Annotated in this window: 28 protein-coding genes; 10 read left to right on the top strand and 18 right to left on the bottom strand. The window is 65.8% G+C overall.

Annotation, left to right across the window (positions count from 1 at the left end; all coding sequences use genetic code 11):
- Positions 1-5: 5 nt before the first annotated feature.
- From CVN68_RS08935 to CVN68_RS08920, 4 genes are read right to left on the bottom strand one after another with little or no spacing between them, the layout of a single operon-like run.
- Positions 6-545: a MotE family protein gene (locus CVN68_RS08935; protein WP_233503649.1), complete on the bottom strand. Its 540-nt coding sequence runs from the start codon at positions 543-545 to the stop codon at positions 6-8.
- 23 nt (positions 546-568) lie between these two features.
- The gene (locus CVN68_RS08930) at positions 569-958 is read right to left on the bottom strand and encodes a DUF6468 domain-containing protein (RefSeq protein ID WP_100281892.1); all 390 of its coding nucleotides are present in this window, start codon (positions 956-958) and stop codon (positions 569-571) included.
- Positions 955-1,977, bottom strand: a complete 1,023-nt coding sequence (gene fliM / locus CVN68_RS08925) for a flagellar motor switch protein FliM (RefSeq protein ID WP_100281891.1) — start codon at positions 1,975-1,977, stop codon at positions 955-957. The genes CVN68_RS08930 and fliM overlap by 4 nt, the downstream gene beginning before the upstream one ends.
- Positions 1,974-2,510 (bottom strand): flagellar basal body-associated FliL family protein, encoded by a 537-nt coding sequence (locus CVN68_RS08920; protein ID WP_100281890.1) that lies wholly within the window; start codon positions 2,508-2,510, stop codon positions 1,974-1,976. The genes fliM and CVN68_RS08920 overlap by 4 nt, the downstream gene beginning before the upstream one ends.
- A gap of 117 nt (positions 2,511-2,627) precedes the next feature.
- Here CVN68_RS08920 and CVN68_RS08915 point away from each other — a divergent pair, with 117 nt between their 5' ends.
- The 7 genes from CVN68_RS08915 (at position 2,628) to CVN68_RS08885 (ending at position 7,527) form a co-directional block, all read left to right on the top strand.
- Complete coding sequence (locus CVN68_RS08915; RefSeq protein ID WP_100281889.1) at positions 2,628-3,368, top strand: flagellar hook-basal body complex protein; 741 nt, start codon at positions 2,628-2,630, stop codon at positions 3,366-3,368.
- A 23-nt stretch (positions 3,369-3,391) separates the two neighbouring features.
- On the top strand, positions 3,392-4,174 hold the full coding sequence (gene flgG / locus CVN68_RS08910) for a flagellar basal-body rod protein FlgG (protein ID WP_100281888.1): 783 nt from the start codon (positions 3,392-3,394) through the stop codon (positions 4,172-4,174).
- Positions 4,174-4,602 carry a flagellar basal body P-ring formation chaperone FlgA gene (flgA, locus tag CVN68_RS08905; RefSeq protein WP_100281887.1) on the top strand — a complete coding sequence of 143 codons (429 nt, stop codon included), beginning with the start codon at positions 4,174-4,176 and terminating at the stop codon, positions 4,600-4,602. The genes flgG and flgA overlap by 1 nt, the downstream gene beginning before the upstream one ends.
- 18 nt (positions 4,603-4,620) lie before the next feature.
- Positions 4,621-5,376, top strand: coding sequence for a flagellar basal body L-ring protein FlgH (flgH, locus tag CVN68_RS08900; protein WP_100281886.1), 756 nt, complete (start codon positions 4,621-4,623; stop codon positions 5,374-5,376).
- A 264-nt stretch (positions 5,377-5,640) separates the two neighbouring features.
- Positions 5,641-6,501, top strand: coding sequence for a flagellin (locus CVN68_RS08895; protein WP_100281885.1), 861 nt, complete (start codon positions 5,641-5,643; stop codon positions 6,499-6,501).
- 167 nt (positions 6,502-6,668) lie between these two features.
- A complete protein-coding gene (locus CVN68_RS08890; protein ID WP_100281884.1) occupies positions 6,669-7,070 on the top strand; it encodes a hypothetical protein in 402 nt (133 codons plus the stop codon).
- 127 nt (positions 7,071-7,197) lie between these two features.
- Positions 7,198-7,527, top strand: coding sequence for a hypothetical protein (locus CVN68_RS08885; RefSeq protein WP_100281883.1), 330 nt, complete (start codon positions 7,198-7,200; stop codon positions 7,525-7,527).
- Positions 7,528-7,868: 341 nt separating this feature from the next.
- On the opposite strand, the gene CVN68_RS08880 is transcribed toward CVN68_RS08885, so the two are convergent.
- The 8 genes from CVN68_RS08880 to CVN68_RS08845 all read right to left on the bottom strand — a co-directional run bounded on the left by CVN68_RS08880 (position 7,869) and on the right by CVN68_RS08845 (position 17,547).
- Positions 7,869-8,525 carry a flagellar hook assembly protein FlgD gene (locus CVN68_RS08880; RefSeq protein WP_100281882.1) on the bottom strand — a complete coding sequence of 219 codons (657 nt, stop codon included), beginning with the start codon at positions 8,523-8,525 and terminating at the stop codon, positions 7,869-7,871.
- A gap of 9 nt (positions 8,526-8,534) precedes the next feature.
- The gene (locus CVN68_RS08875; protein WP_100281881.1) at positions 8,535-10,049 is read right to left on the bottom strand and encodes a flagellar hook-length control protein FliK; all 1,515 of its coding nucleotides are present in this window, start codon (positions 10,047-10,049) and stop codon (positions 8,535-8,537) included.
- 68 nt (positions 10,050-10,117) lie between these two features.
- Positions 10,118-12,199: a flagellar biosynthesis protein FlhA gene (gene flhA / locus CVN68_RS08870; protein WP_100281880.1), complete on the bottom strand. Its 2,082-nt coding sequence runs from the start codon at positions 12,197-12,199 to the stop codon at positions 10,118-10,120.
- Between the two features lie 63 nt (positions 12,200-12,262).
- Entirely contained in the window at positions 12,263-13,597 is a 1,335-nt protein-coding gene (locus tag CVN68_RS08865) for a sigma-54-dependent transcriptional regulator (protein WP_100281879.1), read from the bottom strand.
- Entirely contained in the window at positions 13,597-13,947 is a 351-nt protein-coding gene (gene fliN, locus CVN68_RS08860; protein WP_100284304.1) for a flagellar motor switch protein FliN, read from the bottom strand. Before fliN ends, CVN68_RS08865 begins: the two co-directional genes overlap by 1 nt.
- Positions 13,948-13,957: 10 nt before the next feature.
- Positions 13,958-15,577, bottom strand: coding sequence for a flagellar basal-body MS-ring/collar protein FliF (gene fliF / locus CVN68_RS08855; protein WP_100281878.1), 1,620 nt, complete (start codon positions 15,575-15,577; stop codon positions 13,958-13,960).
- Positions 15,578-15,836: 259 nt separating this feature from the next.
- On the bottom strand, positions 15,837-16,505 hold the full coding sequence (locus tag CVN68_RS08850) for a FliH/SctL family protein (protein WP_100284303.1): 669 nt from the start codon (positions 16,503-16,505) through the stop codon (positions 15,837-15,839).
- Between the two features lie 7 nt (positions 16,506-16,512).
- Positions 16,513-17,547, bottom strand: coding sequence for a flagellar motor switch protein FliG (locus tag CVN68_RS08845; RefSeq protein WP_100281877.1), 1,035 nt, complete (start codon positions 17,545-17,547; stop codon positions 16,513-16,515).
- A gap of 133 nt (positions 17,548-17,680) precedes the next feature.
- Between CVN68_RS08845 and CVN68_RS08840 the strand changes: the two genes are divergently transcribed.
- Both CVN68_RS08840 and CVN68_RS08835 read left to right on the top strand, forming a co-directional pair.
- Positions 17,681-20,416 (top strand): autotransporter outer membrane beta-barrel domain-containing protein, encoded by a 2,736-nt coding sequence (locus CVN68_RS08840; RefSeq protein WP_324871598.1) that lies wholly within the window; start codon positions 17,681-17,683, stop codon positions 20,414-20,416.
- A 5-nt stretch (positions 20,417-20,421) separates the two neighbouring features.
- A complete protein-coding gene (locus tag CVN68_RS08835; protein ID WP_100281875.1) occupies positions 20,422-20,829 on the top strand; it encodes a flagellar basal body protein in 408 nt (135 codons plus the stop codon).
- A 218-nt stretch (positions 20,830-21,047) separates the two neighbouring features.
- On the opposite strand, the gene CVN68_RS24180 is transcribed toward CVN68_RS08835, so the two are convergent.
- From CVN68_RS24180 to CVN68_RS08810, 5 genes are all read right to left on the bottom strand, one after another.
- The gene (locus CVN68_RS24180; protein ID WP_267893753.1) at positions 21,048-21,179 is read right to left on the bottom strand and encodes a hypothetical protein; all 132 of its coding nucleotides are present in this window, start codon (positions 21,177-21,179) and stop codon (positions 21,048-21,050) included.
- 202 nt (positions 21,180-21,381) lie between these two features.
- Positions 21,382-21,630, bottom strand: a complete 249-nt coding sequence (locus CVN68_RS08825) for a hypothetical protein (RefSeq protein WP_100281873.1) — start codon at positions 21,628-21,630, stop codon at positions 21,382-21,384.
- A gap of 72 nt (positions 21,631-21,702) precedes the next feature.
- Positions 21,703-22,125: a flagellar protein FlgN gene (locus tag CVN68_RS08820; RefSeq protein ID WP_100281872.1), complete on the bottom strand. Its 423-nt coding sequence runs from the start codon at positions 22,123-22,125 to the stop codon at positions 21,703-21,705.
- On the bottom strand, positions 22,125-22,412 hold the full coding sequence (locus tag CVN68_RS08815; protein WP_100281871.1) for a rod-binding protein: 288 nt from the start codon (positions 22,410-22,412) through the stop codon (positions 22,125-22,127). The genes CVN68_RS08820 and CVN68_RS08815 overlap by 1 nt, the downstream gene beginning before the upstream one ends.
- On the bottom strand, positions 22,412-23,515 hold the full coding sequence (locus CVN68_RS08810; protein WP_100281870.1) for a flagellar basal body P-ring protein FlgI: 1,104 nt from the start codon (positions 23,513-23,515) through the stop codon (positions 22,412-22,414). The genes CVN68_RS08815 and CVN68_RS08810 overlap by 1 nt, the downstream gene beginning before the upstream one ends.
- Before the next feature lie 83 nt (positions 23,516-23,598).
- Between CVN68_RS08810 and CVN68_RS08805 the strand changes: the two genes are divergently transcribed.
- A complete protein-coding gene (locus CVN68_RS08805) occupies positions 23,599-24,015 on the top strand; it encodes a flagellar assembly protein FliX (RefSeq protein WP_233503648.1) in 417 nt (138 codons plus the stop codon).
- 45 nt (positions 24,016-24,060) lie between these two features.
- On the opposite strand, the gene katG is transcribed toward CVN68_RS08805, so the two are convergent.
- Positions 24,061-26,259, bottom strand: coding sequence for a catalase/peroxidase HPI (gene katG / locus CVN68_RS08800; protein ID WP_100281869.1), 2,199 nt, complete (start codon positions 26,257-26,259; stop codon positions 24,061-24,063).
- Positions 26,260-26,304: the final 45 nt, after the last annotated feature.

Genomic DNA, 26,304 nt, shown 5'->3' with positions numbered 1-26,304 from the left:
ACGCCTTACTTTCGCGCGCGCGGCCCCCCCTGCGGTGGCGGCGTGACGGCTGCGATGCGCGCCGATTTCCGCGCCAGCGCCATGCTCAATGCGGCGGCGGCCTTGGGGGTCATCGCGGCCATGACCATCGCAGTCGAGCGCTCGCGCATGCGCTGCGCGACCTTCATCTGCACTTCCATGTCGAGCTGTTCAAAGACCACTGCGGCGGCCTTGGGCTTCATCGCCTGATAGATGCGTGCGAGCTCGTCGAACTGCGCCTCGGGCGCCTCGGCGACGCCGCTGGCGGTACCCCCGGGCGCAGCGGCGCCCTGACCTTCCTTCTGGCGTACCTCGAGATCGGCCTGGAGGCGCGCCTGCGCCGCCTTGGTCGCCTGCTCGCGCAAGTCTAGGCCGCGCTTGCGGCGCGCGGCGGCGGTGTCACGCTCGGCGATGTCCTGATCGATCGAGCTGCCGAGCCGGGTCTTCGATGCGTTGTTCTGGGTCGCGGTCGACGCGATCGTCGAGGCATTGGCGACGATCGCGAGCGCCGAAGCGGCGGCGGTCATCAGGAGGAGAGAGGGGCGGGCCATCAAGCGAGCTCGGCTTCGGGCTTGGCTTCGGCCTCTTCAGCTTCAGCCTCGGCATCCGCCTCGGCCGAGCGGACTGAATTGGCGAGGCCCACGGCGTTGACGACGCGCTCGCAAGCGGCGTCGGCGATGCCGATCATGTCCGAAAGCTCATCGCGCAGGCCGCGGGCCTGGTCGACGAGACGCGCGTGCTGGGCGCTGTCGGTGAGCGTGGCCTTCATCTCCGAGAGAACCGAGCGGGCACCGGCGGTGGCCTTTTCGAGCGCCGTCACTACTTCGGTGAGCGCGCCGTCCTTTACGGTGCGCAGGCTGCGCATCATGCGGACGCTCTGCACGAGCACGGCCATGCACAGGATCATCGTCAGTGCATTGGCGAGAATGGCGAAGCTCATGATTTCATCTTTCCCTGGGAAACATCGTTGATCAGGCGCACGGCAACCTTGCCGCGGCGCTGGCCGATCTGGGCCTGGGCAAGCGTGACGCCGCCGCAGGCGAGGTCGAGCGCGTCGTCGGGGCTCTTGTGCAGCGCGATGGTCTGGCCGACCTCGAGCGCCTTCAGCTCGGCGATGGGCATGGCCTTTTCGCCGAGGACGACGTTGACGCTGACATTGGTCTTACGGATCTCGGAGGCCATATGGGCCTCCCAGATGCTGTCGCGGCCGCTCTTTTCGCCCATGAAGCGCTGGAGCAATTTGTGGCGGACCGGCTCGAGCGTCGCATACGGGAACACCATGGTGAACTCGCCGCCGCGGCCGAGCATGTCGACGCGGAAAGTGGCGATCGCGCAGATGTTCGACGTGCCGGCGATCGCGGCAAAGCGCGGATTGCTCTCGATACGCTCGAGATCGATGTTGATCGGCTCGATCGGCTCGAACGCAGTCGAGAAGTCCTTGAGTGCGAGCCCGAGCATCCGCGAGACCAATGCGGTCTCGATGGTGGTGAAGGCGCGGCCGTCGATCAGCGTCGGCGCACCGCCGCCGCGACCGCCGAGCAGCGCATCGACCACGGCATAGATCAGGCTCGATTCGACCGTGACGAGGCCGAAGCTCTCCCATTCCTGAACCTTGAACACACCGACCATCGCCGGCAGCATCACGCGGTTCATGAATTCGCCGAAGCGGATCGAAGTGACGTTCTCGAGGCTGACGTCGATCGCGTCGGTGGTGAGGCTGCGCATCGAGCTGGCAAAGGCGCGAACCATGCGGTCGCAGACCACTTCGAGCATCGGCAGACGCTCGTGGCTGATGACTGCGGACTCGATGACCGCGCGGAGGCCCTTCTTCTTCGCGACCGGACCGTCGAAATCGCCGAACAGCGCGTCGATGTCGGATTGGTCGAAGCGGACATCGCCATCGGCGCCCATCGGCGCGACGGGGGGCTCGGGAAGGTCGAAATCGTCTAGATCGATCATTGCTGGACGAGGTCCTGAATGAGAATGTCCTTGATCACGCCAGGGCCGGTCTTTTCGGTGGCGCGGACCAGCATCTCTTCCTTGATGCGGAAGACCGCGGCCGAACCGGCGAGATCCTCGGGGCGCAGTTCGCGCAGGAAGGGCTGATAGGCGTCGAGGATCAGCGGCAGCTTGTCCTTGATGCCTTCCGGCGTGCCCTTCGGGCCCGGCACGATCATGAAGTGGATCTTGAGGAAGCGCGAGGCGCCGTCGGGCGAGCGCAGGTTCACCACGATCGCCGGCACGTCGACAAAAGCTTCCTTGCCCGCCTCCGCGCCATGGCCGCTTTCGCTCTCGGCCGCGGCTTCGCCATGCCCTTCGGCCGTAGCCTCGGCCTTGGTCGACCCGCCGGAAAGCATCATCGCAGCGCCGCCGCTGGCGCCGAGCACCAGCACGCCTGCAGCGGCTCCTATAATGATAAGCTTCTTCTTCGACTTCGGCGCCGCGGGCGTTTCGCCCTCGGCACCTTCCTCGACGATCTCGGGTGACGACATTTCCCTGGCACCTTTCGAAATCAACGTACCGGCAACCGCGCCGGCTGATTTGCTTCTATTATAGGATGGTCACCCGGCAATTTCTGCCTAGCGACAAATTTCTGAAGGGACCGTCCGGTGGACATCTCATCTTATGTATTGCTGAGCCAGGAACAGGCGCTTCGACGCCGGCTCGATGTTGCCGCCAACAATCTCGCCAACATGAACACGGTGGGATTCAAGCGCGAACGACCCGTGTTTCGTGAATATATCGAACAGGGCGAGACCACGGTCACGCCCGACGCGAAGAAGACGTCGTACGTGCTCGACTACGGCGCGATGCACGATCCCTCTTCGGGTGGTTTCCAGGTGACCGACAATCCGCTCGACGTGATGATCGAGGGACAGGGCTATCTGAGCGTCGAGGCGCCCGGCGGCGGCACCGCGTACACGCGGGCAGGCTATATCAAGGTGTTGCAGAGCGGCGAGCTTGCCACTTCGGGCGGGCAGAAGATCCTCGGCGAAGGCGGCAAGCCGATCACGGTTCCGCCCGAGAGCGCCGGCCGGCTGAGCATCGCCCCGGACGGCAGCGTGATGGGCCCCGACGGCCCGCTCGGCCGCCTGACCGTGACCGTGTTCGACGAGGCCAGCCTCGATCCGCGCGGCGACGGCATGATGAACGGCAGCAACGGGCGTGAGCTCACCGCCGCCGAGACCAAATTCAGGTCGGGGGGCGTCGAGGGATCGAACGTCAACGCGATCGTCGAGACCACCGACATGGTCGAGATCCTGCGCGCCTACCAGACGAGCACGAACCTCAACGAAAGCATGTCCGACCTTCGCAAGAAGGCGATCGACCGGCTCGGCCGCGTCGGCTGATATTCCTGAAAGGACCCAATTAAATGCGTTCGCTCTCCATCGCTTCGACCGGCATGCTCGCGCAGCAGACCAATGTCGACGTCATCTCGAACAACATCGCCAACATGAACACCACGGGCTTCAAGCGCCAGCGCGCCGAGTTCCAGGACCTGCTCTACGAGCAGATCGAGCGTCCCGGCACCGCGACCGGTCCCGACACCAAATCGCCTTCGGGCATTCAGATCGGCGCGGGCGTCAAGACCGGCGGTGTATTCCGCATCCAGCAGCAGGGCGCGCTGCAGCAGACAGAGAACCGTTACGACGTCGCGATCACCGGTCGCGGCTATTTCCAGATCACTTTGCCCTCGGGCGATACGGCCTATACCCGCGACGGTTCGTTCGGCGTGTCGGATCAGGGCGAACTGGTGACGCAGGACGGCTATCCGGTGCAGCCGGGGATTACCATCCCGCAGGCCGCGGTCGATGTGACGATATCCAAGACGGGCGAGGTCCAGGTAATCGTGGCGGGCGATCCGCAGCCGCAGACCGTCGGGCAGCTCGAACTCGCCACCTTCATGAACGATGCGGGCCTTGAGGCGAAGGGCGACAACCTCTTCCTCGAGACCGCCGCTTCGGGACAGGCGACGGTGGCCAATCCCGGCGAGCCGGGTCTCGGCACGCTGAACCAGGGCTATATCGAGGGCTCGAACGTCAATTCGGTCGCCGAGATCACTGCGCTGATCACTGCGCAGCGCGCCTATGAAATGAACAGCCGCGTCGTGAAAACCGCCGACGAGATGCTGGCGACGACCAGCCAGCTTCGCTGATGAGCGTGCTGCTCGCACTGATGCTGCTCGGCGCCGGGCCGGCCGAGGACGTGCAGGTCGCCGTCCTTTCGCACCCGATCGAAAAGGGCACCCGGCTCGAGCGCGGCGACTTCGACAGCGAAGCCCGTGCGCCGGCGGCGGCACGCGGTGCGCTTTCGGCCGACGACGCGTCGGGCATGGAAGCCGCGCGCAACCTGACCGCGGGCAATATCGTGCGGCGCTCCGACCTCATGAAGCCGCAGCTCGTGCGGCGCGGCGAGCCGGTGACGATCCGCATCGTCTCGGGCGCGCTGGTGATCACGTCCTCGGGCCGTGCGCTGAACGGCGGCGGGCAGGGCGAAATGGTGCGGGTGGTGACCACCACCACCAACCGCACGCTCGATGGAACGATCGATGGCTCCGGCTCCGTCCGGATCGCCGCACCGTAATTCGTAGAGGGAATACACATGCGTAAGGTCATTCTTCTCGTGGCGCTCGGCGCCACGCTGTCCGGCTGCGGCGCGGTCGGACGCCTCCAGCAGGTCGGCAAGGCACCCAAGCTTTCGGGAATGGATCCGGTGGCGACGCCCGAATTCGAAGCGTCGCTGGCGATGCCGTCGGATCGCAGCGGGGGCCGTTCGGCCGCGGCAATGCAGCAGCCTGCGGCGGCGCCGACCGCGTCGCTGTTCCGCACCGGCGCCGGCGCGTTCTTCCGCGATCAGCGTGCAGCCAAGATGGGCGACATCCTGACGATCAAGATCAATATTCAGGACAAGGCCGACCTCGGCAACAACACCTCGCGCTCGCGCGGCGGTACGGAGACGGGCGGCCTCGGCAATCTGCTCGGTATCGCGCCGGTCGCCAAGCTGGTCGGCGGCGACGCGGCGAAGGTGTTCGAGACCGATTCCGGCTCGAAATATTCGGGCGGCGGCACCACGGCGCGCTCCGAGACGATCAACATGACGATGGCGGCGATCGTCACCCAGGTGCTGCCCAACGGCAATCTGATGATCCGTGGCAAGCAGGAAGTCCGCGTCAATTTCGAGATGCGCGAATTGCTGGTCACCGGCATCATCCGCCCCGAGGACATCTCCCGCGACAATTCGATCCAGCATTCGCAGATCGCCGAGGCGCGCGTGATCTATGGCGGAAAGGGCCAGCTCACCGATGCGCAGCAGGCGCGCTGGGGTCAGCAGATCTACGACGCCCTGTTCCCGTTCTGAGCAACGGCCGCCGCTCGAGGTGAGAATTTTGGGGAGGGCAGGGCAACCTGTCCTCCCCTTTTCTTTGTTCAATTGAAAACGACTAGGCAAAACTTGCCTAGTACTAGAATTAACACGCTGCTAACCAACATAATTTCGCCGGTAATTTGGTTGGTCGCAGAAATCTTCCCATGATGAACTTGCAGGGCGCGAAGGCGCCAGGTCGCGGATCGGCGCTTCCGATCCGGGCCGCAGAAGCGGCTCTTGTCCAAGAAGGAAATTATCATGGGTTTCTCTGTCAACACCAACACCGGCGCGATGGCGGCTCTCCAGAGCCTCACCGAGACGAACAAGGGCATGTCGCAGGTTCAGAGCCGCATCAACACCGGCCTGAACGTGTCTTCGACCAAGGACGACTCGGCTTCGTTCACGATCGCACAGGGCCTTCGCGGCGACATGGGCGGCCTCAAGGCCGTTTCCTCGTCGCTGAGCCGCGCCAAGAGCGTGACCGACGTGGCGGTTGCAGGTGCCGAGCAGATCTCCGACGTCGTCAACCAGATGAAGGCCAAGGCCTATCAGGCTGCCGACGCGGGCATCGATACGGCTACCCGCGATGCGTACAACAGCGACTTCGTGGCTCTGCGCGATCAGATCACCACGATCGTGAACTCGTCCGACTTCAACGGCACCAACCTGCTGAAGGCTTCGGGCGGCGGTAGCGTCAGCGCTCTGCAGTCGCTGAAGGATTCGGACACCAGCTCGGCGACGACCTGGAATCCGGACTCGCTCAGCGTTGCAAACCAGGGTCTCGACCTTGGTGGCGCCGTCGTGACCGTTGCGGCCAGCGGCAACATCAGCAGCCAGGGCGCAGCCCAGGCTATGATCGACACGCTGACCACGACTCAGGAAAACCTGAAGGGGACCCTGAGCACGCTCGGCGCGGCATCGCGCAAGATCGACGCTCAGTCGACCTTCACCAGCAAGCTGTCTGACACCATCGAGGCAGGCATCGGCAATCTCGTCGACGCCGATCTCGCCAAGGAATCGGCTCGCTTGCAGGCGCTGCAGGTCAAGCAGCAGCTCGGTGTGCAGGCTCTGTCGATCGCCAATCAGGCGCCGCAGACCATCACGTCGCTGTTCCGTTAAGGTCAAGCTTTTTCCCTGGAAGCTTACCTGACGACAGAGAGAGGCCGGGACGGCAACGTCCCGGCCTCTTTTTTGTGCGCGCCGCTTGCACCAAACGCAACGAAATCCGCGGATCTCCGCCGCCCAAATGGTTGAGCCATCTATAATGATGGCAAGGAGATAGTCCCTTGTTCCCACGTATCCGAGAAATCACCGACGCCTTTGGCGGCAAGCTGCGCGTCAGCGTCGAGGAGCATCCCTCGGGGGCGCTCGTCGTGCTTGAGCGGCCGGACGTGGTCGGCCAGCCACGCATCCTGCTCGACGGATATGGCACCGATGTACTCGCGGGCTACATCATGTCGGCACGGCTCGCCGTGCCGCATTCGCTTCCCGAGGAGCATGTCGACGGCACGTTCGGCACGCGCTTCGAACTGGGGCTCGAGCCGCGCGCCGCGCTGGAGCTGACCCAGCAGGGGAATGCCAGGCTCGAAATCCCGGCGCCGTTCTGGGACCGGCTCTACGCTGAATTGTGTCTCGTTGCGGCACATGCGCGCGAACTCGCGCGTCGCGCCGAAGCGCGGGTTCACTAAAGCGGTCACAGGGGCGTCACCGATACCGGTAACTTTACGTATCGGGGCATCCCCGGACTACGGCACGGCACTTTGCTGAGGCATTGGGACGATCGAACAGGGTCGAAAAAGAACAAGGGTCTTAGGCATGAATCTTCGCGACATCGGCCACGTTTCTGAGACCGCCGGCAAGACCTTCACGGTGACGCTGACGCTGAACGTGGAGGATGCGCAGGCGCTGTGGAGTGCCGCCGCGGACAAGGCGCTGCAGGCCGGGATGGCGCTTTCGGATGTGCTCGATACGATCGGGCCGCGCGAAGATCCCTCTGTCTCCGATTGCATCGCGATGCTGACCGCGCCAAACGCGGTCGCCGGCTGCGCGCTCGACGATTTCACCGTGCAAGTCGCCACCTCGGCCGAGCTGATCCAGCTCCCGCGGGATGCCGGCCGGCCGGTACTGTTATCCGTCGCCAGCTGAGCCCTCGGCTCGCCACTCCTCAAGTTTAGTAGGTTCAGCGCGTGGGGCGCAAAACGGAAGAGCCAGGCGGGTCGCGGACCAGCCTGGCTCTTGTCGTTTCGGGCCGCGGGGGAAAGGCGGCCTTCAAAGGGGGAGAAGAGACGAGCGGATCGCAGAGGGGATCGGAACGCCCACCCGTCTCTCTATCTTCATTATAGACGGGCCGCGAGTGAAGGACTGCTGCACAAGGGCGGGGAATCCCCGCTAAGTGCTTGTACGGAAGCGACATCATCCGGGCAAAAAGAAAGCGCCGGGACGGGGATGCCGCTCCGGCGCCATCAAGGCGGAAGAGACGCGCCGGCTCAGCCGATGCGCAGCAGATCGCCAGTCGGGACCTTGTTCCCGTTGATGGTGACCTGGACGACACCGTTCGACAATTCGACGTCGCTGACCTTGCCATAAGCGTGGGCGGTCGCGGTCACTGCGGTGCCCGACGCGTCCTTGCCGGCGAGCTCGAGCTTGTAGAGGCCCGGTTCGACCTTCTTGCCGGCCTTGGTAGTGCCGTCCCAGGTGAAGGCGCCGGCGGCGCCGGTCGCGTCGATCGGGAAGGTGTCGATGATCTTGCCCTTCTCGTCCTTGATCGTCGCGGTCATCGACGCGACATTGCGCGGTGCCGACCAGGTCCACTGCGCCGGGGTGGCTGCGCTGAGGCCCGAAACGGGCGAGTTGGTTTCGACCTGCGCGCCGATCATCGCGGAGGCCTGCATCAAATTCTGGGTGCCGAACGCGGCGAGCAGCGACTTGAGTGTCGAGGTCTGCTCGATCGACTGCTCGACCTGCGAATATTGCACCAGCTGCTGGGTGTATTGCGCGGTGTCCATCGGATCGAGCGGATCCTGGTTCTGCATCTGCGTGGTGAGCAGCTTGAGGAACATGTCGAAATCGGCGTTGAGCTTCGACGAAGCGGCGGCGGCCTTTGTGTCGGTCGTGGTCGACGCAGTGGTGGTCACGGTGGTCATGGCTGTTCCTCAGGCGAGAAGGTCGACCTGTCCGTCGCTGCGGACCGGGCGATAAATGGGTTCGGCGAGGGCTGCGTCGTCATCGGACGATGCGAACCGGCCGCGATTTTGCGATTGCTGCTGCTGGGCCTGCTGACCGCCACCGTCGCCGCCGCGATTCTCGAAGCGGAAGCTCTGCGCGTCGGTGCGGACGCCGGCCTGGTCGAGCGTGCGCGCGAGATCGGGTGCATCCTGACGCAGCAGGTCCATCGCCTGCGCGCTATCGGTGCGGACGGTCGCTTGCAGACTGCCCTTGTCGTCAAAGGCGAGAGTCACTTCGATCCGGCCGAGTTCGACAGGATTGAGGCGGATGCGCAGCGTTTCCTCGCCCAGTTCCACCTTCCGCGCAATCTCGACGCCAAGCGAATGGCCGAGATGCCCGGCGCGGGCCTCGATTACCGGCTCAGCGGAGACGGGGGCCGTTGCGCGGGCCGGATCGACGGGGGCTGAGCCAACGGCAGGCTGCGGCAGGATCGGTGCGGCTGCCTCGACCCTGGCGGTAGCCGCGGGCATGATTTCGGGCTGCGGCTGGCCGTCGGGGTTCGACTGCGAACCGGTGGAATCGCTCTTCATCGCGACGGCGCGCGCGAAGTCCGCGGTGCCGGTGCCGGTGCCGGGTGCAGCTTGCGCGGCATCCTGCCCCGGCGCGGCCAAGGCGGCGACCTTGCCGGTTTTCGATACGGTGGACCCGCCAGGCGCGCTTGTCGAAGCTTCGCGCGGTGTGGCCTGCTGCGGAAGGATCGGCTGCGGCACGGCGTTGATCGCGAGCGCCGCCGTCGGGACTGCCGGATTGGCATCGATCAGCGTCACGGGATCCGCCTCCGCCGCAGCAGCGCGACTGCGCACCGTCTTTTGCGGCTTTGACGACGGTGGGTTCTCCGCAGGCGCAGCGGTCGCCGGCGCGTTCGGCGGGGTATCGCCGTCAGGCTGCAGTTCGATATCGCCCTGGATCGGGACTGCCGGCGCTGCCACAGGCGCCGGCGCGGCAGGCGTCGTGGTCGCGGGTGCGATTGGCGCCGGGGCCGGCGCGGCGGTGGTGGGGGGCGCCGCCGCAAGCGGCGTGGGGGCGGGCGTGGTAATTTCGGGCGCGACCGCACTCGGATCGGTCTCGGCTGCGACAACGGGCAGCTCGACCATGACTGTATCGATCGCGGCAGCCGGCGCCGGTTCAGCGACGGGCAGCCTGGCCGCGGTGGCCATCAGCTCGGAAAGCGAAGTCGGCTGCTGGAGGCCGGGCAATATGCCGGGCGCCGGCATCGGCTGGGCCGGTGCCGCGAGCTGGGCCTGTTCGAGCAAAGTCTGCGCCAGCTTCGGACCGAAATTCGCAGGCGGCGTGACCGAGGCCTTGAGGGCCATCGGCTGCTGCGCAGCACCGCCGTCGAGGGCGAGCCCGAGCGCATCGACGAAACCGAGGCTCACGGCGCCATTTGCCGGCGCGGATTGCATCCCCGCGCCAAGCGGAAAGCCGAAGGGGTTGATCTGCATCCGGTCGCCTCTTGCTCGACCCGCAAGGGGCCGCTTTTCATTATAGGATGATTGTTGCGCGAACGGTCTCAACCGATCGTGCCGAGCGCCCGAATGCGTGCACGCGCGTGGATCTCGTTCTGCGACAGCACCACCGTCGCGGGTCGAACGCGCTCGATGATCGAGCGCACGAACGGCCGGATCGACGGGCTGGTGAGCAGGCAAGGGATCTCGCCGTCCTGCGCCAGCCGGTCATAGGTCTCGCGCACCGAGGCGATGAAGCGCTGGAGCGAGGAGGGCGCCATCGCGAGCTGGCGATCGTCGCCTTGGCCGAGGATCGATTCCGCAAACGCCTGATCCCATTCGGACGAGAGCGTCACTACCGGGATCGCCTCGCCGCGAACCTGCGACGCGCTGATCTGGCGGGCGAGCCGGCCGCGGACATGCTCGGTCATCTGGGTCAGATTGGCGGTCAGGGGCGCGGCCTCGGCGATGCCTTCGAGGATCGTCGGGATGTCGCGGATCGAGATGCCTTCCGACAGCAAATTCTGCAGGATGCGCTGGACGCTCGAGATCGAGACCTTCGAAGGGACGATGTCGGCGACGAGCTTCTCGGCGTCCTTGTGGACTTCGGTCAGCAGCTTTTGCGTCTCGGTGTAGGAGAGCAGATCGGCGATGTTGTCCTTGACCAATTCGGTCAGATGCGTGGTGATGATCGTGCCGCAATCGACCACGGTCAGCCCCCGGAAGCCGGCCTCGTCGCGCAGCTCGCGATCGATCCACAAAGCGGGCAGGCCGAATACCGGCTCCTTGGTCAGTTCGCCGGGCATGCCGACCGGACCGCCGCCCGGATTGATCAGCAGCAATTTCTCGAGCTTGATCTCGCCGCGGGCCGCCTCGGTCTCCTTGATCGTGATGACATATTCATTGGGCTTGAGGCCCATATTGTCGATGATTCGGACCGAGGGGAGGACGAAGCCGAAATCGGTGGCCATCTGGCGGCGCAGCGCGCGGACCTGATCGTCGAGGCGCGGCTCGCGCTGGTCGTCGTTGATCATCGGCAGCAGCGCATAGCCGATCTCGATGCGCACCGCGTCGAGCGCCAGCGTCTGCGAGATGGGCTGCTCGACCACGGCCTCGCGGGCCTGTTCCTGCACGGCGACGGCAATTTCGCGCGCCGCCTTGGCCCGCATGTTCTGGCTCATCTTCCACGCGGCATAGCCGGCAGCGGCAGCGAAGCTGGCGAAGGGCAGGAAGGGCAGGCCGGGCATCAGCGCCAGTGCGCCCATCAGGACCGCGACCATGCCGAAGGCCTTGGGGTAGCGGCCGAGCTGGTCGCCCAAAGTCGTGCCGGTCTTGCCCTTGATGCCGCCCTTGGAGACGAGCAGACCCGCGGCGATCGAGATGATCAGCGCCGGGATCTGGCTGACCAGACCCTCGCCGACGGTGAGCACGGTATAGGTGTGGAAGGCCTCGCCGATCGGCAGGCCGTGCGACGTGATGCCGATCGTCAGGCCGACGAGGATGTTGACTGCGGTGATCAGCAAGGCGGCGATCGCGTCGCCCTTCACGAATTTCGAGGCACCGTCCATCGAGCCGTAGAAGCCGCTCTCGGCCTCGATCTCGGCGCGGCGCTCGCGCGCCTGCTCCTCGCTGATCATGCCGGCGGAGAGATCCGCGTCGATCGCCATCTGCTTGCCCGGCATCGCATCGAGGCTGAAGCGCGCGGCGACTTCGGCAATGCGGCCCGCGCCCTTGGTGATCACCACGAAGTTGATGACGATCAGGATCATGAAGATGGTGAGGCCGATGATGACCTCGCCACCCATCAGGAACTCGCCGAACGCCCCGATCACGCCGCCCGCCGCGCCATGGCCCTCATGGCCATGCGTCAGGATCAGGCGGGTCGAGGCAAGGTTGAGGCCCAGCCGGAACATCGTCGCGATCAGCAGGATCGTCGGGAAGGCGCTGAGTTCCAGCGGCTTCTCGATGAACAGCGACGTCATCAGGATCATCACGGCGATCGTGATCGACAAAGCGAGGCCGAGATCGAGCAGCCAGCCCGGCATCGGCAGGATCAGCATGCCGATGATCGCGATGACCGAAGCGGCGAGCGCGAGGTCGCGGTTCAGGCCGAGGCGGTTCAAGATGTTGAGGACGGCGGGGGGCATGTGCGGACCCTGTTCGATTGCGGCTTCTGAAGCCCTCCCCATCAGGGAGGGAGAATGTCGGTGTTACGGCGCCGGGGCGACGGCGATGCCGGCCTCGATGAAGGTGCGCAGCTTGTTGCGCATCGTGCGCACCGAGATGCCGAGGATGTTCGACGCCGAGGTGCGGTTGCCGTGGCACCGCTCCAGCGTGTGGAGGATCAGCTCGCGCTCGACCTCCTCGACGGTGCGGCCGACAAGGCTCTCGATCTGCAGCCCGCCGGGTTCGGCGAGCTCGAGGTCGAGCAGGCGGGTGCCGTCCGAGCGGACGAGGTCGTCCGGCTCGATCGCGGTCCCCTTCGCGAGCAGGACAGCGCGGTGAATGCAATCCTCGAGCTCGCGGATGTTGCCCGGCCACGCATAGCGCGAGAGCAGCACCAGCGTCGCGTCGCTGAACGGACGGACGACGATGCCGTCGGCTTCGGAGAGCCGTTCGGCGAAATGCGTGGCGAGCTGCGCCAGATCGCCGCCGCGCGCGCGCAGCGGCGGAACCTCGACACGGACGAGGCCGAGGCGGACGAGCAGGTCGGCGCGGAAGCTGCCGGTATGGACCGCGGCTTCGAGGTCCATGCCGGTCGAGGCGATCAGCCGCGCGCGAAAGGGTACCAGTTCGTCGCCGCCGATGCGGGTGAAGCGTTGTTCCTGGAGCGCCGAGAGCAAGCGCGCCTGGATGGCGGGAGCGAGGCTGCCGACTTCGCGCAGGAAGATCGTGCCGCCGCCCGCGGTTTCGAGCCGGCCGATGCGCCGTGCGACCGCGCCGGGAAAGGCTCCGGTTTCATGCCCGAACAGCTCGGATTCGAGCACATCGGCGCCGATACCGGCGCATTCGACGACATGGAGCGGATTGGCACGGCCCGACGCTTCGTGGATCGCGCGCGCCATGACTTCCTTGCCGCTACCTTTCTCGCCGGTGACGAGGATGGGAGCGGCTGTCGGCGCCACGGCAGTGGCGAGCGCGAAAGCGCGGGCGAGGGCGGGGTGATCGCCGATGCGGACTGGTGCCTTGCGCTCGATCACCGAAGCGATCGCCGCGGCGATCAGCTCGCGCTGCGGGGGCAGCGGAACATAGTCGCGGGCGCCGGCGCGGATCGCAGCCACTGCGCGCTCGGCCGAGGCCTGGATGCCGCAGGCGAGCACGGGAATGGTGAAACGTTCGGCGCGGATGCTCGCCATGAAGCCGGCAATGTCGGCGTCGACGTCGATCATCACCATGTCGCCGCCGCCTTCGCGGAGAAAGTCGAGCGCCTGCGCCGGCGTATCGGCCATCGCCACGTCGGCGCCGGCGTCGCGCGCCATCTCCGCGGCGCGACGGAATTCGCTGCCCGGTGCGCCGACGAGGATCATACGGATAGTTCCGGGCATCAACGGTCCTGACGAACGATTTCAGTGAGCGTCACGCCGAGCGCGTTGTCGATCAGCACGACTTCACCGCGCGCGATCAGGCGATCGTTGACGAAGATGTCGACCGGCTCGCCGACGCGGCGATCGAGCTCGACCACGGTGCCCGCGGTCAGGTGCAGCAGCTCGCCGACGGGCATACGCGCGCGGCCGAGCACTGCCTGGACCTTGACGGGCACGTCATGGACCGCCTCGAGGCCTTCGGAGCCGGCAACGGCATGATCGCCGGTGGCAAAGGGCTCGAAATCTTCGAACACGGGGCCGCTCGCCTCTTCGGAATCTGCGGGGATGATGTCGTGGGGTTCGGTAGCCATCGTCATTTCCTTACGTGTTCATCCACTGGCGGATCACCGAGGCCGCTTCGGGCGGGCTCGCATGGATCGCATCGCCAATGCGCTTGAGGGCGGAGAGCTTGATGCGGCCGTCGACCTGGGCGAGCGCGATCTCCTGATCGAGCAGCGGCTGATCGGCGTTCATCGACTCGAGCTTCTTCATCGCGTCTTCGTCGCCGTCGGCGGCGCGCTCGGCGAGCGCGAGCATCTCGGGCGATTGACCGGTGATCGGCGTTTCGCCGGCCGGGCCCTGGAGCGCGGCCACTGCAGATTGCGGCATGAGCTTGGGCTTGATCATCCTGAGCGCGATCAGTCCGACCACGCCGATGATCAGGATCTGGAGGAGACCCCAGATCCGGTCCAGCGGAAGGCTCGAGAGGATGCCGGTTTCCTTGTCGGCGAGGCTGTCGTCATTGGCGAAGCGCATGCTCTCTACGACTACGCTGTCGCCGCGCTCGGCATCCATGCCGACCGCATTCTCGACGAGGCGCTGGATGCGCTGCATCTGCGGCTGGGGCAGGCCTTTCTCGCCACCGTCGACCATCACCGCGACGGTGAGGCGAGTGACCTTGCCGGGACCGCGCATCGTGACCGTCTTGGTCGAGCTGTTGTCGTAGGTGGTGTCTTCCGAGGTCTGGTTGCTGCGCGACTGGCGGCCGGTGCCCGGGGCGCCCGGCGGCTGCGCCTGGGTTTCGGGAAGCTGATTGCCCACCGACGCGGTCTTCGGCCCAGCATCCTGCTCGGTATTCTGCTCGCCATTCTCGACGCTGACCTGGCGCGAAATCACTTGCTTGTCGGGATCGAAGAGGTTGGATTCCTCGCGGGTCTGATCGCGATCGATCTGCGCGGAGACTTCGGCGCGGACCTTGCCCTGGCCGACGATCGGCTCGAGCAATGCCTCGACTTCCTCCCGCAGCTTGTTCTCGACCGCCTGCTGGCGTTCGTCGGCATCGGCGCCGCCGACCGAACCGGCTTCGCCGGCGCGGGCGAGCAAGGCGCCCGTCTGGTCGACGACCGATACGGCTTCGGGCGATAGCTCGGGGACCGAAGAGGAGACGAGATAGCGGATCGAGGCGATCTGCTCGGAAGAAAGGCGGCCCTTGGTCTTTACGGTCACCGCGGCAGTCGCCTTGCGGCTCTCTGCGGCGAACATCGCGCGCTCGGGCATCACGATGTGGACGCGCGCGGCGCTGACGTTCTGGATGGTCTGGATCGATTTGGAGAGCTCGCCTTCGACGGCGCGATTCTCGTTCATCTTGGCGCGGCTGGCGGAAACGCCGAAAGGCTGCTCCTCGTCGAGCACCTCATAGCCGATCTTGCCGCCCAGCTTTTCGCCGGCCAGCGACATGCGCAGCTCGGCGAGCTTGTCCTGCGGCGCCATCACCGAAGTGCCGTCGGCCGAAAGCCGATACTCGACATTCTGCCCCTTGAGCTTCTCGGTGATCGTCGCCGCGGCGGACGGATCGAGATCGGTGTAGAGATACCCCATCTGCGGATCGGAGCCGCGCGTCGCGACAAAAGCCAGGGCGGCGAACAGCGCAAGCGCCACACCCCCCATCAGCATCAGTCGCTTCGGGCCTAGCTGCCCGGCAAAATTCTTGATCGCTTCCAATGCCGCCCCGTGGTGTCGACCTGCGAAGGCGGAAATGCCTCCATGAGTGAATTATAGAGGGGCCGGGGGCGGCAGTTTGTGCCGGGTGGGAATTTTTTGCCTAGTGGTTTGAACTTACCCCCGTGCAAGGGCGGACGGGAAGTGGGCGCGACCCGGCGAAGGCCGGGAAGCCTTCGGAATGCGTGGAACAAGAAAAGGCCGGGCATCGAGCCCGGCCTTTTCTATCCACCCTGATCCCTCCCCGAAAGGGAGAGGAATGTCAGTTCGCGCCGGCGGCCGTTGGCAGCAGCGTCTCGAGCTCGTTCATGACCGCCTGGCGGCGGGCGTTCGCGTCGAGGGCGAGGCCGCCTTGTTCCCAGCCGATCAGCGCATCGCCGATCGCGACGGTCACATCGCCGATCACCATCAGGTTGAGCTTGCGGCGATCCTTGGACTGGCGCTCGGCGATGCGCGCCTCGATTGCTTCGATGAGGTCGGGATGGACCCGGATCTCGAGTTCGGTGCCGCGGGCGACCTGGCTGAGCGCCCGGCCGATCGCCGCGTCGATCGTCTCGGCAGGCGCGGTCTCGATCGCGCGGCCGGCCATCATGTCGGCGGCGGCGAGCGCGATCTCGGTGGCTTCGCCGCTGACTCGCTTCGACACGTCCTCGAAGCGCTCGTCGAGCGCCTCGATTCCGGCGTGGAGCGCATCGACCGCGCTGAGCAGCGCGACTTCGCGCTCGGCGCGCGCCTGGGCGATCCCGGCCTCGAAGCCTTCGGCGCGGGCAAGGTTCAGCTGTGCGTCCACGTCCGCGCGCAGCAAGGCGAGCTCGGCACGCAGCGCCGAGATCTCGAGCAGCATGTCGCCGCTCGGGATCGTCGCGCTCTCGCTCGCCGGAGTCGAGAAGATGCGGTCGAAGGCGAAGCGCTCGACGGTCTGGAAGTTCATGCCCATCTCAAATGATCATCGCATCGTCGGACTTGGGATCGACGAGCAGGATCTCGCCGCGATCGGCGAGGTTCTTGGCCAGCCGGACGAGCGAGGACTGCGCCTCTTCGCAATCGCGTGCGCGGATCGGGCCCATCGCCGCCATGTCCTCGCGCATCAGCTTGGACGCGCGCTCGGTCATCGCGCCGAAGAACATCTGTTTGAGCACATCCGGCGCACCCTTGAGTGCCAGCGCCATTTCGCGCTTGTCGGCATTGCGGACGATGATCGAGATCGCCGCTGGCAACAGATTGGCGAGATCCTCGAAAGTGAACATCAGAGCGCGGATACGCTCGGCGCTTTCCGGCGCCTTGTTGTCGAGGGCAGTCAGCATCGCCTCTTCGGTCGAGCGGTCGAGCGAGTTGAACAATTCGGCCATCGCCTCGTGCGGATCGCGCTTTTGCGAGCGCGACAGGTTCGTCATGAACTCGCTCTTCAGCGTCGCCTCGACCTGGTTGATCACGTCCTTCTGGACGGTCTCCATGCGCAGCATGCGCATCACCACGTCGACCGAGAATTCGCGTGGCAGCTCGGCGATCACCCGCGCGGCATGATCGGGGCGCAGCTTGGAAAGGATCACGGCGACGGTCTGCGGATATTCGTGCTTGAGCGCGCCGGCGAGCACGGACTCGCTGACGTTGGAGAGCTTGTCCCACATCGTGCGGCCCGAAGGACCGCGGATGTCTTCCATGATCTCCTTGACCTTGTCGCTCCCCAGGATCCCGCCGAGCAGCCGCTCGGTGGTCTCGTAGCTGCCGTGGAGCGAGGCCATCGATGCGACTTCGCCAGTGAACTGGATGAGCAGATGCTCGACCACCTGCGACGGAATGCGGCCGAGCCCGGCGATCGTGGAGGAAAGCTCCTTGATCTCGTCCGTGGTCAGCTGCTCCCAGATCGGCGCGCCATGCTGCTTGCCCAGCGCCAGCATCAGCGCTGCCGCGCGCTGCGGACCGCTGTACTTCTTCAGTTCGACCGGCTCGGCAATCGGCGCCATCAAGCTCATTCTGGACCCCTCGCAGAAAAATGCGGAGCTACGCACGGGAAAGTACGCAGTCTCGTCTATTATAGGAGCATGGGGGAAAGGTGCGGATCCGATGACAGTTAATTTATCAGGTAGCCTCATGGGGTTGAGCCTGTTGACGGGAGACTCTTCGGTCTTCTCGACGGCCTTCACTGCGATCCCGTATGACAGCAAGGCTGTCCGCCTCGCCAAGGCGCAGTTCACGCTCGCCGCGACCACCCCGCCGTGGAAGGAACCGACCAAGGGGACTTCGGTATCGGCCCAGCTCGCGTCGATCCTCGCGTCGAAGACGATCATCGACAAGACGAACAGCGGCACCCAGATCCTGCCCGACGACCTCAAGACCAGCTTCACTGCCTATAAGGCGCTCGAAAAGCTGCGCGTCCTCGCCGAGGCAGCCACCGTGAAGACCGCCTCCACGGCGCAGCGCGCCCAATATGAGAAGTCCTTCGCCAAGGGCCTCGCGGACCTGCAGGCCTATCTGACCACCGCGCCGTCCGACAAGGTGAACCTCTCCTTCGGCAAGCCCGCCTCGAGCGCGCAGTCCAGCAAGCTCGCCGCAACCAGGGCCTATGAGACCCAGGGCGAGGGGCTGGTCAAGCTGCGCTCGGACCCACTTCCCAATCTCACCGGGCAGGAGCAGTTCACCGTCAAGGTCGGCCGCGGGACGCTCAATGAGACGTTCACCGTCGATCTGTCGCAAGGCACCCAGCCGCCGACGCTCAACTCGCTGGTGTCTCAGCTCAACAGCGCGATCAGCTCGACATTGGTCTACAACACCGATGGAACGCCTAGGCTCGACGCCAAGGGCGAGCCGGTTACGCGCTGGTCGGCGCGGTTCGAGCCGGTCTATAGCGACGGCAAATGGGCGCTGAAGCTCGAGACGCCCGACGGCCTCGAGCAAGTGTCGCTCGACCAGATCGGCGCCAAGGATTCACTGGTAGTTGCGACCGGGCAGACCGCGCTCGACGCGCCCACCGCGACGCAGGTGTTTCGCCTCAACGATCCCACCGGCACCAATACCAAGGTGTCGATGGGCACGATCTCGGCGCTCGACCGCGAGGCGACCGCGCAGAACACGATGGCGGGCAAGACCACCACGATCACCACCACGGCCACCGACATGGACGGCAAGGTCAAGACCAGCACGACCAAGACGAGCAACGTCTACGCCAAGACCGACGCTGCCGCGATGGTCACCGACGGGCAGGGCAACAGCTATGTCGTCGGCACTACAGCGGGCGATCTCGGCGCCAACCAGTCCGACGGCGACAACAACCTCTTCCTCACCAAGATGGACGGGGTGGGCAATGTCGTCTGGCAGCGCAGCCTCGGCGCCAGTGGTTCCTCGACCGGCGCCGCAGTGTCGATCGGCGCCGATGGCAGCATCGTCGTCGCGGGCACCGTTACCGGCAGCTTCAACGGCGCGACTTCGGCCGATGGCGACATGGTCGTCGCCAAATATGCCGCCAATGGCGACGAGAAATTCTCGACCGTCATCCGCTCGGTCGGTACCGATGCTGCCAAGGCCGTGGCGGTCGGCGCCGATGGCTCGGTATATGTCGGCGGGCGCTCCGCCAGCGGCGGCGGCGACGCCTTCGTCGCGCGGATCGATGCCACGGGCAAGCTCGCGGAGCGCCGCACCATCGCCGGCGCGGGCTCCGACTCGATCAACGCCCTCGCGATGGATCAGGACGGCAATCTGCTGGCCGTGGTCAGCCAGGGCGGCAACGCCTCGGTGCGCAAGATGAGCGCATCGTCGCTGTCGACCGATCTCGCCAGCATCAATCTCGGCACCGCCGATGTCCGCGCGATCGCGGTGGCTGCCGACGGCACCATCGCGGTCGGCGGCGCGACCAGCTCGGCGCTCACCGGCGCGCAGGTCAACACGAAGAGCGCCGATCGCGACGGTTTCGTCGCGCGGATCGATGCCGGTTTGTCGGGCGCCAGCGTGACCTATCTCGGCTCCGCGGCCGACGATCAGGTCGACAGCGTCGCCTTCCTCGGCAACGAACTTTATGCCGGCGGCCGCACCACCGGCGATCTCGCCGCGCCGCGCCGTGGGCCGACCGACGGCTTCGTCGCGCGGATCGACGCCGCCACCGGCGCGATCGCGAGCACCAGCCAGTTCGGCCAGGCGCTGCTGCGTACCGAGCCGGTCCGCATCGCCGCCGACAAGGGCGGCGCGAATGCGATCTCCGCGCTCGGCTTCGGCCGCGGCACGATCAATCCCGCAGTGTCGGACAAGCTGACCACCCAGACGACTTTGCGCGCGGGCGACTTTTTCTCGATCAAGGCCGATAGCGGCGCGGTCCGCAAGGTCTCGATCGAGGCGGGCGACACGCTCAAGACGATTGCCGCGCGGGTGCAGGGAATGATCGGCGCCTCCAAGGGCACGGTCACCGCGACCATGCTCGACGGCGTCCAGCAGCTGCGCGTAACGATGAAGCCCGGCCACGATCTCGAGCTCATCCCCGGCGGCACCGATACCGACGCGCTCGCCAAGCTGGGTATCGAGCCGCAGCGGATCGCCACGCAGGCGATGCTGCCGAGCGGCGCACCCAAGGTCCGCCCGGGTGGCAATTTCGGCATGGACCTCAGCGAGGCGCTGAGCCTCTCAACTCTCGACAACGCGAAGATCGCAATGAAGAAGATCGAAGAGGGGATCTCGATGACGCAGACCGCCTATCGCTCGCTTTATTGGGACGACGGGAAGGCGAGGCTCGCCGACGGGGTCAAGAAACCCATCACCGGCACCCAATCGACTGCGCGCGAGAGCGCGCAGCTGGCCAATTACCAGGCGGCGCTGAACCGGCTCAATTCCGGCGCCTCCTCCACTCTGGGATTCTGATCGTCATGAATACGCCCCCGATCCTCGACGGCTTGCGCACCCGGATGCAGAACCTGTCCGAGCGGCAGCGCGTCGTCGCGCAGAACATCGCGAACAGCGAGACACCGGGCTACAAGGCCCGCGAGGTCTCCGAGCCGAGCTTCGCGGCGCTGATCGGCGGCAGTGGCGTGGTTGCCGCGCCGCGGGTGCAGCTGACCGAACGGATGAAGAGCCTCGGCGCGATCCAGCCGGCGGGCAGCGGGCTGATCTTCGACAAGGACATCACCGAGACCAAGCCCGACGGCAACAATGTGACGCTCGAAGACCAATTGCTCAAGATGGGCGAGATCCAGGCCGACTTCCAGGCGATGACCGGGCTGTACCGCAAGCAGATGTCGATGCTGAAAACCGCGGTGGGCGGCCGCGGCGGCTGATTTCGGACCGGGTAGAGTGGAAAGCGGTCGCTCGACTCATGCTTGGAAATCCGGGTCGAGCTTCAAAGGCGTAAGCGCCTCCAGACAATCGGGACCCGGCTGTTCCTCCGGCGCCTTTTTGAGTGCGGCAGAGATACAGGCACTGGCCCCGGCCACGACCTCCAGTCTCGCCGAATAGCGCCGCCCCAGGCACATTTCGACGAATTGGCCCTTGGCAATTATTTTGTCGCGATCGGGAAGTCGTAGCCATGGGAGTCCGGCGGTATCTTCGCCAGCAACCGGAGCAGCTCCATATCCGCCTTGTCGAGCTCTTGCACCGCGCGCTGCGTGCCTGCCTGAAGTTCCTGCAATTCGTCGATCGACTGCGCCCCACAGGGCGAACTCGATATCGCAAGTAGGCCAAGTGCCAATGCCGCGCACGACGGCCTGCCGGCGCGTGCGAGAGGGTGCGCGGCTATTGTAGCGCTGATTGATTTGCCCACCGCACCGAATGTAACAGGTGTCACAACGTCTGCATCCGGGGCAGAGGCGGCCTTCGCGCCGCGCTCAACATTATCCGCCGTCGGTTCCGGAAGAAGCTGCTCGCTCGCCTGCGTCGGGCGCCGCGGCATCGTCCAGGTGCCAGCCGCGACTGTCCTTGACCATGGCCCTGCCGCAGCCGATGCAGTGGCTGCGCACGAACGGGCCGTCATGCCGGGCGCGGCGCCTGTCGCGTTGGTGCAGTCCGAACAGACAACGCGGCAGTTGCAGGAGCTTCATCACCGATCTCCGGAACCCATGAAGGACTCCGTAGATCAGCATACATCGTCGAAGTGATTTCGTCTAATCGGCCGCAAGCACCGCTTCAACGCAGAATGCCGGCGGCGATTTCGCCTAGAGCCGCGCGTTGATCGAGATCGGGGCAGGGGCGTCCATGCCACCCAGTCCGCCGCACGCGCCATAAGTGGTGCTGCGGGTGCCGGTGAGGCGCTGCGCCTCGGCGGCGATCGCGCCCATCATCTCGACCGAGAGCTCGATCTGGCGCGACAGGATCTGCTGGTTGACCGCAGATGCGTCGCGCAGGTTGCGGCTGGCATCGGAAAGCTGGAGCCGGCTTTCCTCGTCGAGCTTCTCCGCCCAATTGGCGGACTCGCGCTTCAGGCGTGCGAAATCGGCTTCGATGCGGCCGGTGAGGCGGAGCTTCGCGTTAGCGATTTCGCCGAGTTCGGGCACATAGGCCTTGCGGGCGAGCTTCTCGCTCTCCTCTTCCATGAGGGCAGTGAGCGAGATCATCGCGTCGATGAGCTGAACGGTCATTATTTTCCCTGCTGGAGCTTGAGGATCGATTCGAGCACGGCGGGTGCAAGGCCGATGCCGCCGCGATTCGCCATCTCGGTGCCGAGCTTCTCGGCCAGCACGCCCTTGAACATCTCTTCGCCGGCGCCGCCGTTGATCTCGCCCTTGTCGACGCTTTCGAGCATCATCTTGGTCATCTGGCCGAGGAACATCGCTTCGAATTCCTTGGCGGTTTCGGCGTTCTTCGGGTCGACCTTGCGGACGGGAGCGGCAGCCGCGGTCGCTGAGAGGGCGTTGAGTTCGTTCATTACTGGACCTCGATCTCGGCCTGGAGCGCACCGGCGCTCTTTACGGCCTGAAGGATGGTGATCAGGTCCCGCGGGGACACGCCGAGCGTGTTGAGTCCGCTGACCAGCGACTGGAGCGAGGCGCCGTTGACCAAAGCGAGGCTGGCGCCGTTGCCGTCGTCGACCTGCACCTGGGTGCGCGGAACGACGGTGGTCTGGCCGTCCGACAGCGGCGCGGGCTGCGAGACCTGCGGGCGTTCGGAAACCGTGATGGTCAGGCCGCCCTGCGCGATCGCGACAGGCGTGATCCGCACATCGGCGTTCATCACGACGGTGCCCGAGGCTTCGTTGATGACGACGCGTGCCGGTTGGTCGACCTTGATCTCGAGGTCGCCGACGCGGGTGACGAGATCGATGACGTTGCCGACGAAGTTGGTGGTCGGCTGGAGTTGCACCGTGCCCGGATCGAGCACTTGCGCGCTACCTGGATATTTGCCGTTGATCGCGCCGGCGATGCGATCGGCGGTGGCGAAATCGGGGTTCTTGAGGGCGAGCTTGAGGCTGGTCGCCGATTGCAGCGAATAGGGCACTTCGCGCTCGACGATGGCACCGCCGGCGACGCGCGCCGATGTGGTCACGCCGCGGCTGACGCTCGCGGCGGCGCCCTGGCCCTTGAAGCCGGAAACGGCGACCTGGCCCTGCGCGACAGCGTAGATCTCGCCGTCGAGAGCGCGTAGCGACGACGCGATCAGCGTGCCGCCCTGCAGGCTGGACGCGTCGCCCAGTGCCGAGACCTGGACGTCGATCCGCGATCCCGAGCGCGAGAAGGGCGGCATGGTCGCGGTGATCGAGACCGCCGCGACGTTCTGCGTGCGCATGTTGGTGCCGCGGATGTTGACGCCCATGCGCTCGAGCATCGCCTGCATCGATTCCTCGGTGAAGGGTGCGTTGCGCATGCGGTCACCGGTGCCGGCGAGGCCGACGACGAGGCCATAACCGACGAGCTGGTTCTCGCGGACATTCTCGACATCGACGATGTCTTTGATCCGCGTCTGCGCAAGCGCATACGGGCTGGCGACCAACGCCAGCAGCGGGAGCAGGAACGAAGCGGCGATGCGCTGCATAAACCCTCAGACTAAGTGGAAAAACCGCGGTAACTTTCTTATAGAGGAAAGGTGGCCAATGCGGGCCGAGAGGACCTGATTTCGTGCGCATCGACAGCCTTACGCCGCTGATGGCACGCAGCCTGCTGGCGGCGCTGCCCAAGACCGCGCCCGGCTTTCCGGTGGCCGAAGAGGAGGCCGTCGCGCGGCCGATGCCGATGCAGGGCGCCGGCCCGAACCAGCCCGTGCCGTCGGTGGCGATGTTGGTGACGCTCGCAGCCGCCGATCCCTCGATCGAGCGGCGCCGCAAGCAGGCGGTGGATGCCGAGCGCGGCATCAACGCGCTCGACAAGCTCCACAAGGAGCTGGCGACCGGGACGCCCAGTGTCGAGCGGCTGCGCGAGATCGTCGAATGGTCGGAAAATCTGGAGCCGTCGGACGATCCGGTGCTGGCCGGCATCCTGTCCGACATCGATCTGCGCGTCCGCGTCGAACTCGCGAAGTTCGACGTTCAGGCCTGATTTCTACTTTTCCCCTCCCCCCAAGCAGGGAGGGGAGTTGATGTATCAGCGCGCCAAATCGAAGCGATCGGCGTCCATCACCTTGGCCCAGGCGCGTACGAAATCCTTGACGAACTTCCCGCCGGCATCGTCGGCGGCATAGACTTCGGACTGGGCGCGGAGCTGCGAGTTGGCGCCGAACACCAGATCGGTGCGCGATGCCGTCCATTTATGCGTGCCGGTCGCTCGATCGCTGCCGACGAACTCCTCGTCGCCGGTGTCGTCGACCTGCTTCCACGCCGTGCCCATATCGAGCAGGTTGACGAAATAGTCGTTGGTGAGCTGGCCCGGCCGGTCGGTGAGGACACCGTGCCGCTCCGCCTTGGGATGGTTGACGCCGAGCACGCGCAGGCCGCCGACCAGCACCGTCATCTCGGGCGCCGAGAGGTCGAGCAATTGCGCGCGGTCAACCAGCAATTCCTCAGTCGGCACGTTGAACTTGACCGAGAGATAGTTGCGGAAGCCGTCCGCCTTGGGCTCGAGCGGCTCGAAGCTTTCGACGTCCGTCCATTCCTGGCTGGCGTCACCGCGGCCCGAAGTAAACGGGACGGTCACGTCATGCCCCGCCGCCCTCGCCGCTTGCTCGACGCCGAGATTGCCGCCGAGCACGATCAGATCGGCGATGCTGACATTGCCGCGGAACCCCGCCTTGATGTCCTCATAGACGGCGAGCACCCGGGCGAGCGCGGCCGGCTCGTTGACTTCCCAATCCTTCTGCGGCGCAAGCCGAATGCGCGCGCCGTTGGCGCCGCCGCGCTTGTCCGAATTGCGGAAGGTCGAGGCCGAAGCCCAGGCAGTCTTGACCAACTGCCTGATGGTCAGGCCGGATTCGGCGATCTTGCCCTTGAGCGTGGCGACATCCGTGTCGCCGAGCGGCGTGCCGGCCGGGATCGGATCTTGCCAGATCAGATCCTCCTGCGGCACCTCGGGGCCGATGTACCGGCTCTTCGGCCCCATGTCGCGATGGGTCAGCTTGAACCAGGCGCGGGCGAAGGCGTCGGCGAAATAGCCCGGGTCGGCGCGGAATTTCTCGAGGATCTTCCGATACTCCGGATCGTCCTTGAACGCCTTGTCGGCCGTGGTCATCATCGTCGCGACTTTCTTGCCCGGAGTGTGCGCGGCCGGGGCGAGGGTCTCTTCGGGATCGCCGACCGGATGCCACTGATTGGCGCCCGCCGGGCTCTTGGTCAGCTCATACTCATGGCCGAGCAGCATATCGAAATAGCTCATGTCCCATTTGGTCGGCGTCGGCGTCCATGCGCCTTCGATCCCGGATGTGATGGTGTGGTCGCCCATGCCGCTCTCGTGGGTCGAGGCCCAGCCGAGGCCCATCTGCGCGAGGTCGGCGCCTTCGGGCTCGCGGCCGACCTTCGATGCGTCGCCCGCGCCGTGCGCCTTGCCGAAGGTGTGGCCGCCGGCGGTGAGCGCCGCGGTCTCCTCGTCGTTCATCGCCATGCGGCTGAAGGTTGCGCGCAAGTCGCGCGCCGAACCCCTGGTGTCGGGCTTGCCGCCCGGGCCTTCGGGGTTGACGTAGATCAAGCCGTGCTGAATCGCGGCCAGCGGCTCCTCGAGCGCCATGCCGGCCTCTTCGTCGATGCGAGTCTGGCCGAGCCATTCCTCCTCGGTGCCCCAATAGATGTCGCGCTGGGGCTCGAATATGTCCTCGCGGCCACCGCTGAAGCCGAACACCGGGCCGCCCATCGACTCGATCGCGACATTGCCGGTGAGGATGAAAAGGTCCGCCCAGCTGATCGCGGCGCCGTATTTCTTCTTGATCGGCCACAGCAGGCGGCGCGCCTTGTCGAGATTGCCGTTGTCCGGCCACGAGTTGAGCGGGGCAAAGCGCTGGCCGCCCGACGAGGAGCCGCCGCGGCCGTCGCCGGTGCGATAAGTGCCCGCGGCATGCCACGCCATACGGATGAAGAAGGGGCCGTAATGCCCGTAATCGGCCGGCCACCAGGGCTGGCTGTCGGTCATCAGCGCAGTCAGATCCGCCTTGAGCGCCTGATAATCAAGATTCTGGAATGCCTCGCGATAATCGAAGTCGGGGCCGTAAGGGTTGGGGGAAACGCCGTTCTGGGTGAGTATCTCGAGGCTGAGCTGCTCGGGCCACCAGTCGCGGCTGGTGCGGCCGAGCAATCTGCGGAGCGCCGCCGGCTGCTTTTGCGGATCGTTGATCGGGCTGCCTGTGGTCGGTGCGTCCATCGCTCGAATCCTTCTGTGGGAGATTGCCCGCAGGGTAGGTCGGCA

This window comes from Sphingomonas psychrotolerans (assembly GCF_002796605.1).
GTDB lineage: Bacteria > Pseudomonadota > Alphaproteobacteria > Sphingomonadales > Sphingomonadaceae > Sphingomonas > Sphingomonas psychrotolerans.
This window is presented reverse-complemented; position numbering and strand designations above follow the sequence as displayed.

Excerpts from the sequence above, each read along its gene's own strand:
- CVN68_RS08935 (WP_233503649.1), bottom strand. The coding sequence starts at position 545 with ATGACCGCCGCCGCTTCGGCGCTCGCGATCGTCGCCAATGCCTCGACG.
- CVN68_RS08930 (WP_100281892.1), bottom strand. The coding sequence starts at position 958 with ATGAGCTTCGCCATTCTCGCCAATGCACTGACGATGATCCTGTGCATG.
- fliM (WP_100281891.1), bottom strand. The coding sequence starts at position 1,977 with ATGATCGATCTAGACGATTTCGACCTTCCCGAGCCCCCCGTCGCGCCG.
- CVN68_RS08920 (WP_100281890.1), bottom strand. The coding sequence starts at position 2,510 with ATGTCGTCACCCGAGATCGTCGAGGAAGGTGCCGAGGGCGAAACGCCC.
- flgG (WP_100281888.1), top strand. The coding sequence starts at position 3,392 with ATGCGTTCGCTCTCCATCGCTTCGACCGGCATGCTCGCGCAGCAGACC.
- flgA (WP_100281887.1), top strand. The coding sequence starts at position 4,174 with ATGAGCGTGCTGCTCGCACTGATGCTGCTCGGCGCCGGGCCGGCCGAG.
- flgH (WP_100281886.1), top strand. The coding sequence starts at position 4,621 with ATGCGTAAGGTCATTCTTCTCGTGGCGCTCGGCGCCACGCTGTCCGGC.
- CVN68_RS08895 (WP_100281885.1), top strand. The coding sequence starts at position 5,641 with ATGGGTTTCTCTGTCAACACCAACACCGGCGCGATGGCGGCTCTCCAG.
- CVN68_RS08885 (WP_100281883.1), top strand. The coding sequence starts at position 7,198 with ATGAATCTTCGCGACATCGGCCACGTTTCTGAGACCGCCGGCAAGACC.
- CVN68_RS08880 (WP_100281882.1), bottom strand. The coding sequence starts at position 8,525 with ATGACCACCGTGACCACCACTGCGTCGACCACGACCGACACAAAGGCC.
- CVN68_RS08875 (WP_100281881.1), bottom strand. The coding sequence starts at position 10,049 with ATGCAGATCAACCCCTTCGGCTTTCCGCTTGGCGCGGGGATGCAATCC.
- flhA (WP_100281880.1), bottom strand. The coding sequence starts at position 12,199 with ATGCCCCCCGCCGTCCTCAACATCTTGAACCGCCTCGGCCTGAACCGC.
- CVN68_RS08865 (WP_100281879.1), bottom strand. The coding sequence starts at position 13,597 with ATGCCCGGAACTATCCGTATGATCCTCGTCGGCGCACCGGGCAGCGAA.
- fliN (WP_100284304.1), bottom strand. The coding sequence starts at position 13,947 with ATGGCTACCGAACCCCACGACATCATCCCCGCAGATTCCGAAGAGGCG.
- CVN68_RS08850 (WP_100284303.1), bottom strand. The coding sequence starts at position 16,505 with ATGAACTTCCAGACCGTCGAGCGCTTCGCCTTCGACCGCATCTTCTCG.
- CVN68_RS08845 (WP_100281877.1), bottom strand. The coding sequence starts at position 17,547 with ATGAGCTTGATGGCGCCGATTGCCGAGCCGGTCGAACTGAAGAAGTAC.
- CVN68_RS08835 (WP_100281875.1), top strand. The coding sequence starts at position 20,422 with ATGAATACGCCCCCGATCCTCGACGGCTTGCGCACCCGGATGCAGAAC.
- CVN68_RS08825 (WP_100281873.1), bottom strand. The coding sequence starts at position 21,630 with ATGCTGATCTACGGAGTCCTTCATGGGTTCCGGAGATCGGTGATGAAG.
- CVN68_RS08820 (WP_100281872.1), bottom strand. The coding sequence starts at position 22,125 with ATGACCGTTCAGCTCATCGACGCGATGATCTCGCTCACTGCCCTCATG.
- CVN68_RS08815 (WP_100281871.1), bottom strand. The coding sequence starts at position 22,412 with ATGAACGAACTCAACGCCCTCTCAGCGACCGCGGCTGCCGCTCCCGTC.
- CVN68_RS08810 (WP_100281870.1), bottom strand. The coding sequence starts at position 23,515 with ATGCAGCGCATCGCCGCTTCGTTCCTGCTCCCGCTGCTGGCGTTGGTC.
- katG (WP_100281869.1), bottom strand. The coding sequence starts at position 26,259 with ATGGACGCACCGACCACAGGCAGCCCGATCAACGATCCGCAAAAGCAG.